General features: G+C 68.6%; 16 protein-coding genes. 6 read left to right on the top strand and 10 right to left on the bottom strand.

The genetic code is table 11. The features are described 5' to 3' along the window. The first annotated feature begins 42 nt into the window (after window positions 1-42). Both dapA and smpB read left to right on the top strand, forming a co-directional pair. Window positions 43-921: a 4-hydroxy-tetrahydrodipicolinate synthase gene (dapA, locus tag CWC60_RS03950; RefSeq protein WP_109792705.1), complete on the top strand. Its 879-nt coding sequence runs from the start codon at window positions 43-45 to the stop codon at window positions 919-921. Further along, window positions 922-1,380, top strand: a complete 459-nt coding sequence (gene smpB / locus CWC60_RS03945) for an SsrA-binding protein SmpB (RefSeq protein ID WP_206419756.1) — start codon at window positions 922-924, stop codon at window positions 1,378-1,380. A 6-nt stretch (window positions 1,381-1,386) separates the two neighbouring features. Here smpB and CWC60_RS03940 read toward each other — a convergent pair whose 3' ends face one another. Genes CWC60_RS03940 through CWC60_RS03930 form a run of 3 tightly spaced genes read right to left on the bottom strand, consistent with a single transcriptional unit; the run spans window position 1,387 to window position 4,165 of the window. Next, entirely contained in the window at window positions 1,387-2,646 is a 1,260-nt protein-coding gene (locus tag CWC60_RS03940) for a TRAP transporter large permease (RefSeq protein ID WP_109792703.1), read from the bottom strand. Between the two features lie 9 nt (window positions 2,647-2,655). Then, window positions 2,656-3,147, bottom strand: coding sequence for a TRAP transporter small permease (locus CWC60_RS03935; RefSeq protein WP_109792702.1), 492 nt, complete (start codon window positions 3,145-3,147; stop codon window positions 2,656-2,658). A 25-nt stretch (window positions 3,148-3,172) separates the two neighbouring features. Beyond that, entirely contained in the window at window positions 3,173-4,165 is a 993-nt protein-coding gene (locus CWC60_RS03930; protein WP_109792701.1) for a TRAP transporter substrate-binding protein, read from the bottom strand. Window positions 4,166-4,363: 198 nt separating this feature from the next. Between CWC60_RS03930 and CWC60_RS03925 the strand changes: the two genes are divergently transcribed. Together CWC60_RS03925 and CWC60_RS03920 are read left to right on the top strand one after the other, a co-directional pair. Further along, the gene (locus CWC60_RS03925; protein WP_164516348.1) at window positions 4,364-5,989 is read left to right on the top strand and encodes an AMP-binding protein; all 1,626 of its coding nucleotides are present in this window, start codon (window positions 4,364-4,366) and stop codon (window positions 5,987-5,989) included. Window positions 5,990-6,148: 159 nt separating this feature from the next. After that, window positions 6,149-6,649, top strand: coding sequence for a hypothetical protein (locus tag CWC60_RS03920; protein ID WP_109792699.1), 501 nt, complete (start codon window positions 6,149-6,151; stop codon window positions 6,647-6,649). Window positions 6,650-6,864: 215 nt separating this feature from the next. Here CWC60_RS03920 and CWC60_RS03915 read toward each other — a convergent pair whose 3' ends face one another. The 3 genes from CWC60_RS03915 to CWC60_RS03905 are packed head-to-tail and all read right to left on the bottom strand — an operon-like array spanning window position 6,865 to window position 8,260. After that, window positions 6,865-7,491: a DNA-3-methyladenine glycosylase I gene (locus CWC60_RS03915; protein WP_109792698.1), complete on the bottom strand. Its 627-nt coding sequence runs from the start codon at window positions 7,489-7,491 to the stop codon at window positions 6,865-6,867. Window positions 7,492-7,501: 10 nt separating this feature from the next. Further along, on the bottom strand, window positions 7,502-8,065 hold the full coding sequence (locus CWC60_RS03910) for a cob(I)yrinic acid a,c-diamide adenosyltransferase (protein WP_109792697.1): 564 nt from the start codon (window positions 8,063-8,065) through the stop codon (window positions 7,502-7,504). Between the two features lie 3 nt (window positions 8,066-8,068). Beyond that, the gene (locus tag CWC60_RS03905) at window positions 8,069-8,260 is read right to left on the bottom strand and encodes a twin transmembrane helix small protein (protein ID WP_109792696.1); all 192 of its coding nucleotides are present in this window, start codon (window positions 8,258-8,260) and stop codon (window positions 8,069-8,071) included. A gap of 131 nt (window positions 8,261-8,391) precedes the next feature. Here CWC60_RS03905 and CWC60_RS03900 point away from each other — a divergent pair, with 131 nt between their 5' ends. Next, window positions 8,392-9,411 carry a methyltransferase gene (locus CWC60_RS03900; RefSeq protein WP_206419754.1) on the top strand — a complete coding sequence of 340 codons (1,020 nt, stop codon included), beginning with the start codon at window positions 8,392-8,394 and terminating at the stop codon, window positions 9,409-9,411. Window positions 9,412-9,536: 125 nt separating this feature from the next. Further along, complete coding sequence (locus tag CWC60_RS03895) at window positions 9,537-11,333, top strand: acyl-CoA dehydrogenase (RefSeq protein ID WP_109792695.1); 1,797 nt, start codon at window positions 9,537-9,539, stop codon at window positions 11,331-11,333. Window positions 11,334-11,428: 95 nt separating this feature from the next. On the opposite strand, the gene CWC60_RS03890 is transcribed toward CWC60_RS03895, so the two are convergent. The 4 genes from CWC60_RS03890 to CWC60_RS03875 form a co-directional block, all read right to left on the bottom strand. Beyond that, on the bottom strand, window positions 11,429-12,214 hold the full coding sequence (locus CWC60_RS03890) for an SDR family NAD(P)-dependent oxidoreductase (protein WP_109792694.1): 786 nt from the start codon (window positions 12,212-12,214) through the stop codon (window positions 11,429-11,431). Window positions 12,215-12,289: 75 nt separating this feature from the next. Further along, a complete protein-coding gene (locus CWC60_RS03885; protein ID WP_109792693.1) occupies window positions 12,290-12,991 on the bottom strand; it encodes an ABC transporter ATP-binding protein in 702 nt (233 codons plus the stop codon). Further along, entirely contained in the window at window positions 12,984-13,730 is a 747-nt protein-coding gene (locus CWC60_RS03880) for an ABC transporter ATP-binding protein (protein WP_109792692.1), read from the bottom strand. Before CWC60_RS03880 ends, CWC60_RS03885 begins: the two co-directional genes overlap by 8 nt. Further along, window positions 13,727-15,571, bottom strand: a complete 1,845-nt coding sequence (locus tag CWC60_RS03875) for an ABC transporter permease (protein ID WP_109792691.1) — start codon at window positions 15,569-15,571, stop codon at window positions 13,727-13,729. Before CWC60_RS03875 ends, CWC60_RS03880 begins: the two co-directional genes overlap by 4 nt. Window positions 15,572-15,611: the final 40 nt, after the last annotated feature.

Genomic DNA, 15,611 nt, shown 5'->3' with positions numbered 1-15,611 from the left:
CGGTCGTTCCGGCCCCCGGCCTTAATCGACGGAGACAGTGAGATGGATATCAAGGGATCGATCCCCGCGCTGATCACGCCGTTCCAGAACGGCGCCGTGGACGAGGCCGGCTTCCGCAAATTCGTCGAGTGGCAGATCGCCGAAGGCAGCACCGGCCTTGTGCCCATGGGCACGACCGGCGAATCGCCGACGCTGTCGCATGACGAGCATCGCCGGGTGGTGGAGCTCTGCATCGAGGTCGCCGGAGGCCGCGTGCCGGTGATCGCCGGCACCGGGTCGAACAACACCCGGGAGGCGATCGGCCTCACCCGCCACGCGAAGGAAGCGGGCGCCGACGCCTGCCTGGTGGTCACGCCCTATTACAACAAGCCGAACCAGGAAGGCCTCTACCGCCATTTCGAGGCGCTCAACGAGATCGGTGTTCCCATCATCATCTACAACATCCCGCCGCGCTCGGTGGTCGACATGTCCGTGGAGACGATGGCGCGGCTGGCGAAGCTGGAGAACATCATCGGCGTCAAGGATGCGACGGCGAAGCTGGAGCGCGTCTCCCTGCAGCGCCAGGCCTGCGGGCCGGACTTCATCCAGCTCTCCGGCGAGGACGGCACGGCGCTGGCGCTGATGGCGCATGGCGGCCATGGCTGCATCTCGGTCACCGCCAATGTCGCGCCCAAGCTCTGCGCCGAGTTCCAGGCCGCCTGCATGGCCGGCGACTACGCCACGGCGCTGGCCTATCAGGACCGGCTGATGCCGCTGCACAACGCCCTGTTCCTGGAGCCCAGCCCGGGCCCGGTGAAGTATGCCGTCTCCCGCATCATGACCGATCTCTCACCCCACACGCGGCTGCCGCTGGCGCCCATCACCGACGAGACCAAGGCGGAGGTCGACGGCGCGCTGCGCCATGCGGGCCTGCTGAACTAGATCATCGTGGGACGGGTCGTCGCGGAAAACAGGAAGGCGCGCCACAACTACTTCATCGAGGACACGATGGAGGCGGGGCTGGTGCTGACCGGTACCGAGGTGAAATCGCTGCGCGCCGGGCGCGCCAACATCGCCGAGAGCTACGCCTCGCCCGAAGGCGGCGAGCTGTGGCTGATCAACGCCCACATCCCCGAATACAAGCAGGGCAACCGCAACAACCACGAGCCGCGGCGGCCGCGCAAGCTGCTGATGCGCAGCCGCGAGATCGGCCGGCTGATCGGGGCGCGCCAGAAGGAGGGCATGACCCTGGTGCCGCTGAAGCTCTACTTCAACGACCGGGGCATCGCCAAGCTGCTGCTCGGCGTGGCCAGGGGCAAGAAGCAGCACGACAAACGCCAGGCGCAGAAGGACAAGGACTGGCAGCGCCAGAAGCAGCGCCTGCTGCGGGCGAAAGGCTGAGTCTTCTCAGCGCACCAGCCAGAGCGAGAGTCCGGGGATCCAGGTCACCAGGATCAGCACGAACAGCATCAGCCCGATGAACGGCAGCACCGAACGGCAGATCAGCAGGAAATCCTCCTTGAACGCGGTCATGGCGACGATGAGGTTGAGGCCGATCGGCGGGGTGATGTAGCCGATCTCCAGGTTGACCACCATGATGATGCCGAAGTGGATGGGGTCCACGCCATAGGCCTGGGCGATGGGCAGCAGGATCGGCGCCAGGATCAGGATGGCCGCGCCGATGTCCACCAGGCAGCCGACGATCAGCAGGAAGATGTTCAGGAGCACCAGGAAGGTGAACTGACTGTCGACGAACCCGGTCATCCACACTGCCAGCTCCTGCGGGATGCGCTCGGCGGTGAGCAGCAGATTGATCGACAGCGCGATGGCGACGATGGGCAACAGCGTGCCGAGCAACCGCGATGTCTCGACTGCGATGCCGTAGAAGTCGCGCGCGCGCAGTTCCCGGTGCACGAAGACCTCGACAAGGACGGCGTAGCCCACCGCGACTGCCGCTGCCTCGGTGGCCGAGAAGAATCCGGAATAGATGCCGCCCAGCAGGATCACCGGCGTCATCAGCGCGAAGACGCCGTTCTTCAGCGCCTGCGCAAGCTGTCCCGCCTCGAAGGGCTGGGACTCGATCCGCCGGTTGTGGAACAGCGAGTAGGCCGTCAGCACGACCGTCAGCAGCAGGCCCGGCACGATGCCGGCCAGAAACAGGTCGACGATCGATTTCTCGGTGACGATACCATAGAGGATCAGCGGGATCGACGGCGGGATGACGATGCCCAGCGTGCCGGCCGAGGCCAGTGCGCCCAGCGAGAACTTCTTCGGATAGCCCTGCGCGATCAGGGCCGGATACATGATCGAGCCCACGGCCAGCAGGGTCACCGGCGAGGAGCCCGACAGCGCCGCGAACACCGCGCAGGAGAGGATGGTGCAGACCGCCAGGCCCCCGGGCAGCCACTGGGTCAGCGCCCGCATGATGGCGATCAGCCGCTCGGCGATGGAGCCGCGGGTCATGATGTTGCCGGCCAGCACGAACATCGGGATGGCCAGCAGCACCTCCCGGTTCACGCTGGTCCACAGGTCCTCGATCAGATAGGTGAGTTCCCCGTCGCCCCAGACGAAATGGACATAGGACGCGGCGACGAACAGGATCAGGATCACGCTCTGCCGCAGCGAGAGCAGCAGCAGGACGATGCCGACGAGAATCAGGACTTCCATCGGCGGGCCTCAGACTTCGGCAAGGTCGGGGGCGGGTTTCAGATCGGGCCGCGCGGCGAAGATCAGGTGCCTGAGCGCCGAAGAGAAGAAGGCGTAGACGATGACCGACTGGATCCACCACAGCTTCCAGCGGATCACCGCCGCCTCGTCGCCGTACTGGATGGTCTGGCTGACGAACTCAATTCCGATCCAGCCCAGCCCGATGAAGATGGCGGCCGAGATCAGGTCGCCGATGCGCCCGAGCGCCGGGCTCCAGCGCTCGGGCCACCACTTGTCGGCGAATTGCGGCCGGAGATGGCTGTTGGCGGCCGTCGCCAGGCACAGCCCCAGGAAGCCCGCATAGATGGCGGCGAAGACCGCCATCTTCTGCGAGCCCCATATGGTGCTGGCGAAAACCTCCCGCGCCACGATCTCGCCCAGCAGCAGGCCGGCCACGATCACGTAGGCCAGCGCCGCCGCGAGACTTTCGAGGCGCAGCAGCCATTTCAGCAGGGCCGCCATGGCCGTGGTCAGCGCGCGGCGGGGATCAGGAGCAGGCCGTCTTGGCCTTCGTGATCTTCTCCCAGATTTCCGGCGCGTCGCCGCCGATTTCCTCGATCAGGCGCTCGGTGGCGCGTACCGACGCCTCCTTCCAGCGCGCCTTCTCCGCCGCAGGCAGGCGGTAGACGGGCGCGCCGGCGGCCTCGACCTGACCCAGCAGGTGCGCCTCGGCGCCGCGGATGCCGGCACGCAGGGCCTGGACCTGTTCGTCGATCACGCCCAGCGCCGACTTCTGCTCGTCGTCCAGTTCGTCCCAGACCTTCTTGGAGACGGTCACCGTGCCGACGTCGTGGGTGGCGTGATGGACCAGGGTGAATGGCGCCAGCTTGGGCAGCCCGATAGCGATGCCATAGACCGTGGACGTGGTGATGCCGTTGACCTGTCCGGTCTTGAGCGCCGGCACCATGTCGACCACGCCCATGGGCACGCCGTTGGCGCCCAGCTCCTCGTAGAAGAACTGGCTGGCGTTGGTGGGCGGGATGCGCAGCTTCATCCCCTGAATGTCTTCCAGCGTCCGGATCGGCGACTTCGACGAGGTGTAGCTGTGACCCACCTCGACCCAGGACAGCAGCACCAGCCCCGAATCGGCCATCTGGTCAGCGAAGATCGGGCCGATGTGATTGTCGAACATGCAGTCCGACTGCTCCGGCGACTCGAACAGGAACGCCGCGTTGAGCAGTTCGAAGCTGGGCGCGATCAGCGACGTCGCGACGCCCGACTGTCCGGAAATGTCGATGCGCCCGCGCACGGTCTGGCGGATCGCCGTCTGCTCGTCGCCCAGTGCCGAGGAGAAATAGGGCACGATCTTCAGCTTGTCGGTCCGCGAATGGATCTCGGCCACGGTGCTGTTCAGGAACTTGCCCCAGGGCGTGCCTTCCGGCGCCGCCGTGGCGTAGCGCATTTCCCTCGGTTCGGCCTGGGCCAGCCCGGCGGCCAGGGCCATCGCGGCCGCAGCCGCCAGTGCAGTCTTGCGGATCATGTGTCCGTCCCTCCCTGTTGAGAATCGGCCGGCGTTGTCCGCCGGTCCGCCATATTTCCGAAAAACTCTAGGGCCGGATTCCACGCATTGGCAAAGGTAATTATCGACTGCGCCGGGAGTGACGTAGCGGCAGGCTCGGGCGGCTTGCGAAGCGCGGCGCGGCTGGCGAATATGCAGCCCGTTTCCGGGGAGGACGCGATGAGAGACTTTTCCGACTGGACCGTCATCCACCTGGTCCGCCGCCAGGCGGCGAAACTGGGCGAGAAGACCTATCTGACCTTCGACACCGGCCTGGAGCTGACCTATGCCGGCCTCGACCGGCGCTCCGACGATCTCGCCGCCGCGCTGGCAGGCGCCGGCATCGGCGAAGGGGACCGGGTGCTGGTGCTGGTGAAGAACCGCGCCGAGTTCATGGTGGCGCTGTTCGGCATCATGAAGGCCGGCGCGGTCTTCGTGCCGGTGAACACCGAGCTCCGCGGCGCCTTCCTGCAGCATCAGTTGCAGAACTCCGACCCGAAGGCGGTGCTGGTCGATATCGACCTGGTGCATCATTTCGAGGGCGTCGACCGCGGCGAAGCGAAGCCCGCCCACGTCGTGGTCGTCGGCGGCCCGCCGCCGGCCGAGCTGCCGGAAGCGCTGCTGGGCGCGGAGATCAGCAGCTTCGACGATTTCGAGGCCACGGGCCGGGGCAGGACGCCGCCGGCGGTGGAGCCCGGCATCCACGATCTCGCCGCCATCATTTACACCTCCGGCACCACCGGACCGGCCAAGGGCGTATTGCTGCCCCACGGGCATTTCTACGTCTGGATGGACCGGCAGCTGGCCAAGCTCGGGCAGACCGCGGACGACGTCTACTACATCTGCATGCCGCTGTTTCACGTCAACGCGCTCAACCTGCAGTGCCTGGGCACGATGATGGCCGGCGGCCGGGCGCACGTGGTGCAGCGCTTCAGCCCCAATCGCTGGCTGGACGAGGTGATCGAGACCGGCGCCACCATCACCAACCTGCTGGGCGTGATGCCGGAGTTCGTCTTCAACACGCCGCCGACCGACCGCGACCGCGACCACAGGCTCCGCATGGTCACCGCCGTGCCGATCTCGAAGGAATGGGGCGCGGCGATGGAGCAGCGCTTCGGCTTCAAGATCGTGCAGGGCTTCGGCATGACCGAATGCGGCATGACCGCCCTGGGCGACGTCAACGAATCGGGACTGGAGCCGGGCTGCGCGGGCTATATCGACGACGAGTTCTACGAGGTCCGCATCGCCGACCCGGAGACCGACTGGCCGCTGGGAACCGACGAGGTCGGCGAGCTTCTCATCCGCCCGAAATTCCCGGGCATCTTCTCTGCCGGCTACTACCGCATGCCGGAGAAGACGGTGGAGGCCTGGCGCAATCTCTGGTTCCACACCGGCGACGCCTGCCGCATCGACGCCAGGGGCCGGCTGCATTATGTCGACCGCATCAAGGACTGCATCCGCCGCCGCGGCGAGAACATCTCCGCCTTCGAGGTGGAGCAGGTGATCAACGCCCATCCCGCCATCGCCGAGAGCGCGGTGGTCGGCGTCAAGGTCGAGGGCGCCGGCGGCGAGGAGGAGGTCATGGCGGTGATCGTCGAGACCCCGGGCCGGTCCGTCGAGCCGAAGGAGCTGCTGGACTACTGCGCGCCGCGCATGCCGCGCTACGCCGTGCCGCGCTTCGTGCGGCGGATCGCCGAGCTCGACAAGACCGCCTCGGGCAAGCTGCGCAAGGGCGACCTGCGTGACGCGGGCGTCACCACCGACACCTGGGACCGCGAATCCATCGGCTACGTCGTGCAGCGGTAAGGGACCTGCAAACGGCCCCCCCGACCCGCCGGCGCGGGCCACCCTCTCCTTCGGGACGAGGGAGGGACGGGGTGGGGGATGCGTCCGCACATCGCCGGTCAGGACAGGTTCAGTTCGCGTCCCCATATGGCCCGGATGGAAACATGAAGGGGCTCCCCCATGAAACGCATCATCGCGCCCGCCGGCATGGCTCTGGCCGCCGCCCTCTGCATTGCCGCGCCGGCCGCGGCGCAGGAACGCTCCCGCGGCGGCGAGCTGATCGAGGACATCGTCCGCGATGTCGCCATCCGCGTGCTGGATGCGGCCGAGGCCGAGATCCGGCGCGGACGGGGCGGGATCGGCGGCGTCGGCGCGGCGCGCAGCTATCCGCCGCTGCCCGATGACGCTTCCGACGAGATCCGCCGTGAACTCCGCCAGCTCGACGCCGAGCACGACCGCAAGGTCGCGAAGCTGGAGCAGGAGCTGCGCCGCAAGGTCGAGAAGGCGGAGGCGGAATTCCGCCGCGAGGCGGCGAAGGAGGACAAGGCCGGGAAGATCGAGGAGAAGGGCCGCAAGCTCGACGAGAAGGTCTCGGACGCCTACGACAAGTTCGAGGACAAGCTGGCCGAGGAGAACGAGCGCTACGACGAGAAGCGGGCGGAGATCCTGGGCCGCGGCTGAGCCCCACTTCGCCAGCGTCACCGGCGACACCTGGGACCGCTGACCCATCGGCTGCGTCGTGCAGCGGTAGAATTTGTGCCGAATCCTGGGGCCGGCGTCAGCCGGAGCCCGGGATCCACGCCTGAGTGTATCCGCCTGCGTGGACCGGCCAGGATGTGCTCAGGCATGGGTCCCGCGCCGGCGCTTTGCGCCGCGCAGGACTCGAACCTGGAACGTCAGGGCCGCTTCAGCGCCGCGCGTTCGTCCTCGACCCGGGCGCGGAAGGCGCAGCCCTCGATGTGGTCGTTGACCAGCCCCATCGCCTGCATGAAGGCATAGGCCGTGGTCGGGCCGACGAAGCTCCAGCCGCGCTTCTTCAGCTCCTTCGACAGCCGCGCGGAAAAGGGCGTCGTCGGATTGGCCATGATGTGCGCATGGGTCACCGGGTCGGGCCGCGCGTCCGGTTCCGGCTCGAAGCTCCAGAAGAACCGCGCGAGACCGCCCGCCTCCCGTTCCAGCTCGATCGCCCGGCGGGCGTTGTTGATGGTCGATTCGATCTTCTTGCGGTGACGCACGATGCCGGCGTCGGCCAGCAGCCGCTCCACGTCCCCCTCGCCGTATTCGGCGACGCGGCGATAGTCGAAACCGTCGAAGGCGGCGCGGAAATTCTCGCGCTTGCGCAGGATGGTCAGCCAGCTCAGCCCCGACTGGAAGCCTTCCAGGCAGATCTTCTCGAACAGGCGGATGTCGTCGGTTTCCGGCCGGCCCCATTCGTCGTCGTGATAGGCGCGGTAGTCGTCGAGCCCGCCATGCCAGCCGCAGCGGCGGAGCCCGTCGGCCCCCTCGATCAGACCCTCGCTCATTGCCGGGTCCTCAGCGGTTCGCTCCCGGCGTCCACAGCACGTCGGCGCGGCCGTCGTCGTTCAGCACCCGGCCGAGGACGAAGAGGTGGTCCGACAGGCGGTTGACGTATTTCAGCGCCGCGTCGCTGATTTCGGCCGTCTCGGCGGCGCGCCACATCAGCCGTTCGGCGCGGCGGCAGATCGTGCGCGCCATGTGAAGCTGCGCCGCCGCCGCTCCGCCGCCGGGCAGGATGAAGCTCTTCAGCGGCTCTAGGCGTCCGTTCATCGCGTCGATCTCCGCCTCCAGGCGGTCGACCTGCGTCTGGACGACGCGCAGCGGCTCCCACTTGTAGCTTTCGGCGTGGGGCGTGGCGAGATCGGCGCCGAGATCGAACAGGTCGTTCTGGATGCGCGCCAGCATGGCGTCCGCCTCGCCTTCGGTGTGCAGACGGGCGACGCCGATGGCGGCGTTGGTCTCGTCGACCGCGCCATAGGCCTCGATCAGCGGATCGGTCTTCGCCCGCCGCGAGCCGTCAGAAAGCGACGTCTGCCCCTTGTCCCCGCCGCGGGTGTAGATCTTCGACAGCGTCACCATCGCTCAGCCGTCCAGCAGGAAGGCGAGGCCCAGCATCGCGATGGCGAGCATCTGGGCCCCCACGCGCAGGCGCATCAGCTTGTTGCCGTACTTCCGGTTGAACTCCCCGCCCCGGACCATCGAGACGATGCCGGTGAACAGGACGGCCAAGACGATGAACAGCGACAGGCCGACGAGGAAATCGAAGATGCTCATGACTCCGATATAGCGCCTCGCGGCCGCCGCGTCATCCGCCCGGCGGCCCGCCGCGCGCTTTTGCTGCGCTGCGATATCCTTGACAGGCTGCTAGACAGAGCGGGCACCGAAATCATCAAGGAGAAAGAACCGTGGCCCAGCCCGTGACGGAAGCCGAGCAGATTTCCAACATCGCCTTCGGGTTCATGGCGTCGAAGGCGCTGTTCGTCGCACTGCATGTCGGCGTCTTCACCCGGCTGTCCGAAGGACCCAAATCCGCCGCCGAGCTGGCGCGGGAGGCCGGCGTGCGCGAGAACCGCATGACCACGCTGCTCACCGCGCTCAACTCCATCGGCCTGCTGGTGCGGGAGGGTTCGGCCTTCGCCAACTCGCCCGGCGCGCAGGCCTTTCTGGTCCAGGGCGCGAAGTACGACTTCGGCGACTATCTGCGCTTCCAGATCGACCGTCAGATGTTCCCGTTCATGCAGGGCCTCGAGGCCGTCGTGAAGGACGACATGGAGCCCGAACAGATCGATTCCTACGCCCGCTGGATGGACGACCCGGAGGAGGCGCGTCTCTATTCCGAGAGCCAGCATTCCGGCTCGATCGGCCCGGCCCGTACGCTTGCCCGCATGGTCGACCTGTCGGAGGCGAAAAGCCTGCTCGACGTCGCCGGCGGCACCGGCGCCTTCGCCATCGAACTCTGCCGCGCCTGGCCGAACCTGAAAGTCACCATCCTCGACTTCCCGAACGTGGTGAAGCTGGGCGAGACCTTCGTCGCCGAGGCCGGCCTGTCGGACCGCATCGACTTCATCCCCGGCAATGCGCTGGAGACCGAATGGCCGGAGGGCCAGGACGCGCTGATCATGTCGTATCTGTTCAACGGCGTCCCCGGCGAGTCGATCCCCGACCTGGCGCGCCACGCGTACCGCGTCCTCAACCCGGGCGGGCGCTACATCGTCCACGACTTCATGGTGGAGGACGACCGCTCCGGCCCGACGCTGGCGGCGCTCTGGCAGCTGCAGCACATGGCCTTCACCCCGGCGGCGAAGTCGATCACACCCGACTGGGTCAGCGGCGTGATGGAGGGTGCGGGCTTTACCGGCATCCGCGTCGAGGAGCTGATTCCGGCCATGACCAAGGTCGTGATGGCGACCAGGCCGAAGGACTGACCGGCGGCGATCCGGCGCGTCCCCGCCGGCGTATCGCAGAGGCCCCTTCGCTTCACGCTTGAGCGCGGCAGCCGAGGGGCATAGATACGCCAGCGAGGAAACGCCGGAAGAAAAGGTCAGCCGCCATGTCCGACTACACCGCGCCCGTGCGCGACATGCGCTTCGTCCTGAACCACGTGGTGGATCTCAAGGCGCTCTCGGAACTGCCCGGCTACGACCATGCCGAGCCGGATCTGGTCGACGCCATCCTCGAGGAAGGCGCGAAGTTCGCCGGCGGCGTGCTGGCGCCCATCAACTGGGCCGGCGACCAGGAGGGCGCGAAGCTGGAGAACGGGGTCGTCCGAACCGCGCCGGGCTTTGCCGACGCCTACCGCCAGTTCTCGCAAGGCGGCTGGAACGGCGTGCCCTTCGATCCGGAGCTAGGCGGCGGCGGCCTGCCCTGGGCGGTGACCATCCCGCTGACGGAGATGTGGAACGCCGCCAACCTCGCCTTCTCGCTCTGCCCGCTGCTGACCCAGGGCGCCATCGACGCCCTCGAGGCGCACGGCTCCGACGAGCTGAAGGCGAAGTATCTCGAGAAGATGGTCTCCGGCGAGTGGACCGCGACCATGAACCTGACCGAGCCCCAGGCCGGATCGGACGTGGGCGCGCTGCGCACGAAGGCCGAGCCGCGCGGCGACGGCGCCTGGCTGATCCAGGGCCAGAAGATCTTCATCACCTTCGGCGAACACGACATGACCGACAACATCGTCCACCTGGTGCTGGCGCGGACGCCGGGCGCGCCGGAGGGGACGAAGGGCATCAGCCTGTTCCTGGTGCCGAAGTTCTTCGTCAACGACGACGGCACGCTTGGCGAACGCAACGACGTCCGCTGCGCCTCGCTGGAGGAGAAGATCGGCATTCACGGCAGCCCGACCTGCGTCATGTCCTATGGCGACAACGGCCAGTGCGTCGGCTGGATGGTCGGCGAGGAGATGAAGGGCATGCGGGCCATGTTCACCATGATGAACAACGCCCGGCTGTCGGTCGGCGTGCAGGGCGTCGCCATCGCCGACCGCGCCTATCAGCGCGCCGTGCGCTTCGCCCGCGACCGGGTGCAGGGCCGCAGCCTGCGCCCCGGCGGCACGGGCGCCATCATCGACCATGCCGACGTCCGCCGCATGCTGATGACCATGAAGGGCTATTCCGAGGCCGCGCGGGCGATCTGCATCTACAACGCCGAATGCCTCGACTTCGCCCGCCGCCACCCCGACGAGAGCGTGCGCCGGATCCGTCAGGGGATGGCCGAGCTGCTGACCCCGATCTCCAAGGGCTTCGGCACCGATATCGGCGTCGAGATGGCCTCGGTCGGCGTACAGGTGCATGGCGGCATGGGCTTCGTCGAGGAAACCGGCGCCGGCCAGCACTACCGCGACAGCCGCATCCTGCCGATCTACGAGGGCACCAACGGCATCCAGGCCATGGACCTTGTCGGACGCAAGCTGACGCTGAACGGCGGCGAGCCCATGCGCGCGCTGCTGGCCGACATCGTCGCCACCGCCGACATCGCCCAGGGCGCAGGCGACCCCGCCGTGCAGGCGATGGCCGGGCCGCTGGCCGAGGCGGCCGACGCGGCGCGCGAGGCCGGCGAAAAGCTGGCCGCGATGCTGGGGTCCGACATGAACGGGGCCGGCGCGGGCGCCGCGCCGTTCCTCAGGCTGATGGGCCTGACCGTGGGCGGCTGGCTGATGACGAAGGCGGCCATCGCCGCCGCCGACCTCGTCGAGCAGGGCGCGGACGACCGGCCCTTCCTGAAGGCCAAGATCGCCACGGCACACTTCTTCGCCACCCAGATCATGGTCCAGGCCCCGGCGCTCGCCCGCGCCGCCACCGCCGGCGCGGAGCCGCTCTACGCCATCGACGACGACGTGCTGGTGGCCTGACAGGTTGGCGCGCGGGGGATGGTCTGGCCGGCCCGCGCGCCTGCTGAACCGATCGCGTTCATCCCCCTCCCTGCCCTCCCCCTTCCGGAACCTGGCTAGTTCGCGGTCAGGCCGCCGTCGACCACGACCTCCGAACCGGTCATGAATTCCGAAAGGTCGGAGGCGAGGAACAGGATCGCGTTGGCGATGTCGAGGGGCTGGCCCAGCCGCCCGATCGGGTGACGGCTGTGCATCTGGCGGATACGCGCCTCCCGCTCCTCCGGCGGCACGCCGTCGATCAGGTCCTGCATCATCGGCGTCTCGATGATGCCGGGATGGACCGAGTTGACCCGCACCTTCTTGCCCTGCCCGGCCAGTTCCAGCGCCGTGGCCTTGGTCATCAGCCGGACCGCGCCCTTGGACGCGCAGTAGGCCGCCTGGCGCGGCGCGCCGATCAGCCCGGCCACCGAGGAGAGGTTGACGATCGAGCCGCCGCCCGAGTCGTGGATCGCTCCGGCACAGGCCTTGATGCCGAGGAACACGCCCAGGACGTTGATGTCCATGACGCGGCGGAAATCGTCCACGGAGATGTCGGCGATGGTCTTCACCAGCTCGATGCCGGCATTGTTGACCATGATGTGGAGTCCGCCGAAGGCTTCGAGGGTCGCCGTCACGGCGTCGGCCCACTGGTCCTCGTCGACCACGTCATGGGTCAGCGAGATCGCCCGGCCGCCCTGCCCCTCGATCATGCGCGCCGTCTCCTGCGCGGTGGCCGCCTTGATGTCGGTGCAGGCGACCGCCGCGCCGGCCCCGGCCAGCACCGTCGCGGCCTTGCGGCCGATGCCCGAGCCCGCGCCCGTCACCAGGGCCACCCGCCCCGAAAGATCGATTTCCTGCGTCATGGTTGCTGTTCCTCCCCTGCGTTGAATCCGCCCTATTCTACGGCGTTTCGGACTCCATCCGAAGCGTCCCGGCGTTCAGACGGCCAGGTAGCGCCGGCGCAGTTCGGCGTCGGCCATGAAGCCGGCCATCGCGCCCTCATGGGCCAGGGCGCCGTTCTCGATCACCAGGCAGCGTTCGGCGATCTCGGCGGCGAAGCCGAGATTCTGTTCGGCGATCAGCAGCGTCAGCCCCTCCGCCTTCAGCGTCTTCACCGTCTCCACGATGCGCTCCAGCACCACCGGCGCCAGGCCCTCGGCCGGCTCGTCCAGCAGCAGCAGCTTCGGATTGCCGGCCAGCGTCCGCGCGATGGTCAGCATCTGCTGCTCGCCGCCGGACATGCGGCCGGCGCGCCGGCCCTGCATGCGGCCGAGCTCGGGAAAAAGCTCGTAGAGCTTCTCCGCCGGCCAGTGCGGCGCGCCCTCGCGCGGGGCCTGACGGCCGACTTCCAGGTTCTCGGCGACGGTCAGTTCGGGGAAGACCCGCCGCTCCTCGGGCACGTAGCCAAGGCCCAGCCGGGCGATCCGCTGCGGCGCCATGCGCGAGATGTCCGTGCCGTCGAAGCGCAGTGTCTCCGCGGCGCGGCGCACCATGCCGACCAGCGCCTTGATGGTGGTGGACTTGCCCGCGCCGTTGCGGCCCAGCGCGGCCACTGCCTCGCCGCGCGCGATCGCGAAGGAGATGCCGTGGATCACGGTGGCCGGGCCGTAACCGGCGGTGAGATTGGAGACTTCAAGCATCGGCGGCCTTGCCCAGATAGACCCGGCGGACTTCCGGATCGGCCCGGATCTCGTCGACCGCGCCCTCGGCGATCAGCCGCCCGCCGGCCATGACCATGACCCGGTCGGCATGGCCGAAGACGGCGTCCATGTCGTGCTCGGTGAACAGCAGCGCCACGCCCTCTTCGGCGACGATGCGGCTGACCCGGTCCATCAGCGCCGCGCGTTCGCCCGCGGCCATGCCCGCCGTCGGTTCGTCCATGAACAGGATCTTCGGCTCGCCCGACAGCGCCAGCGCCAGGTCGAGGCGCTTCACGTCGCCATAGGGCAGCGCCGTCACCGGCCGGTCGATCGCGCCGGCCAGCTCGACGCGGCGGAGCAGATCCAGCACGCGCTCCCGGTCGGCGGGCCGGCGGCTGAAGGAGTACATGCGCCCGTCGGCCACCGCCAGCGCCGTGCCCGCCGCCTCGCCCACGGTCATGGACTGGAAGCTCTGGGCGATCTGGAAGGTGCGGCCGATGCCCAGGCGGACCAGCTCGCGTGGCTTGCGCCCGGTGATCACCCGTCCGTCAAGGCGTACTTCGCCCCGATCAGCCTTCAATTGGCCGTTCAGAAGGTTGAAACAGGTGGTCTTTCCTGCGCCGTTCGGGCCGATCAGGGCCACGCGCTCGCCCGCCCCGACGCGGAAGCCGACGCCATCGACGGCGGCCACGCCGCCGAACGACCGGGCCAGATCGATGACTTCCAGCAGCGCGCTCATGCCGCCGGCCGCCGCCGCAGGCGCCTGGCCAGCCCGGTCAGCTGCGGGTAGAGCCCGGTCATGCCGCCCGGCGCGGCGATGGCGATCAGCAGGATCAGCCCGCCCAGGAAGGCGCGCCAGAACTGGAACTGGTTCAGCGAGTCCTCGAGATAGCGGAAGGTGCCGGCGCCGATCAGCGCGCCGACCAGATGGTCGACGCCGCCCAGCAGGACGACGACCAGCGCGTCGATGGATTGCGGGATCGCCGCGGCGTCGGGGAAGACGCTGCCTTTCTGATAGACGAACATGCCGCCGGCCAGACCCGCCAGCATCCCCGCCAGCGTGAAGGCGAACCATTTCTGGCGGCGGACGTCGACGCCGATCGCCTCGGCGCGGAGCGGGGCGTCGCGCCCGGCGCGCAGCGCCATGCCGAAAGGCGCGCTCGCCGCCCGGCGCAGGATCGCCACCACGATCACGCCGCCGGCGAGGGCGAGATAGTAGTAGGCGTCGTTCGACGAAGCCCAGGACGCCGGCCAGATGCCGGTCAGGCCGTCGTCGCCGCCGGTATATTCCTGCATCTGCACCGCCGCGGCCCAGACGATCTGCGCCGCCGCCAGCGTCAGCATGGCCAGATAGACCCCGGTCAGGCGCACGCAGAACCAGCCGAACAGCAGCGCAGCCACACCGGCCGCGACCGGCGCCGCGGCCAGCCCGCCGATCATGCCGACGCCGAAATGATGGCTGAGCAGGGCCGCGCCATAGGCCCCAGCGCCGAAATAGGCGGCGTGGCCGAAACTGACCATGCCGCCCGGCCCCATCAGGAACTGCAGGCTGGCGGCGAAGACGCCAAGGACGACGATGTCGGTCGCCAGCACCACCAGGAAGTCGCCGACAAACAGCGGCAGCACCGCGAAGCCCGCCAGCACGATGAGCCAGCCCCGCCCGGACAGCGCGCCCATGCGCACCTCGGGCGGCGGATGGCTCTCGGGCGCGGACGGCGGCCGGCCCAGCAGACCGTAGGGGCGGATGACAAGCACCACGGCCATGGCGGCGAAGGCGACGATCAGCGTGATCTCGGGCAGGATCAGGATGCCGAAGGCGTTCAGCATGGCGATCAGCACCGCGGCCAGCCAGGCGCCCAGGATCGAGCCCATGCCGCCTACGACGGTGACCACGAAGACTTCGGCGATGATGGCGAGATCCATGCCCTGGGCGACCGATTCGCGCGGGATCTGCAGCGCGCCGCCCAGGCCCGCCAGCCCCGATCCGAGACAGAACACGGCGGTGAACAGCCGCGCCTGGTTGACGCCCAGCGCCGCGGCCATCTCCCGGTCCTGGGTGGCGGCGCGGACCAGGACGCCGAAGCGCGTGCGTTCGAACACCAGCCACAGCACGCCCAGCGCCAGCGGCCCCATGGCGATCAGGAACAGGTCGTATTCCGGCACCGGCTCGCCGAAGATCCGCACCACGCTGTCCAGACCCGGCGCACGCGGCCCGAAACGGTCGGCCGAACCCCATATGGCCAGCGCCACGTCCTGCAGGATGAGCACGATGGCGAAGGTGGCGACCAGCTGGAACATCTCCGGCGCACGGTAGACGCGGCGCAGCGCAGTGAATTCGATCAGCCCGCCCACCGCGGCGATGATCAGCGCCGTCAGCGGCAGGGCGAGCCAGAAGCCCACCTCCTTGCCGAACAGGCCGATGATGTCCAGGGCGACATAGGCCCCCAGCATGTAGAGCGTGCCGTGGGCGAAGTTGACGATGCGCGTGACGCCGAAAATCAGGCTGAGCCCGGCCGCGACCAGAAACAGAGACGAGGCGCTGGCCAGGCCCGTCAGCGCTTGCGCGAAGTAGAATCCCATGGGCCGGAAGTAGGCGCGAGGCGGCGCGGAGGGTCAAGCC

This window comes from Minwuia thermotolerans (genome assembly GCF_002924445.1).
GTDB classification, from domain to species: domain Bacteria; phylum Pseudomonadota; class Alphaproteobacteria; order Minwuiales; family Minwuiaceae; genus Minwuia; species Minwuia thermotolerans.
Note: the sequence above shows the minus strand (reverse complement) of the source record. Positions and strands in the feature narration are given on the sequence as shown.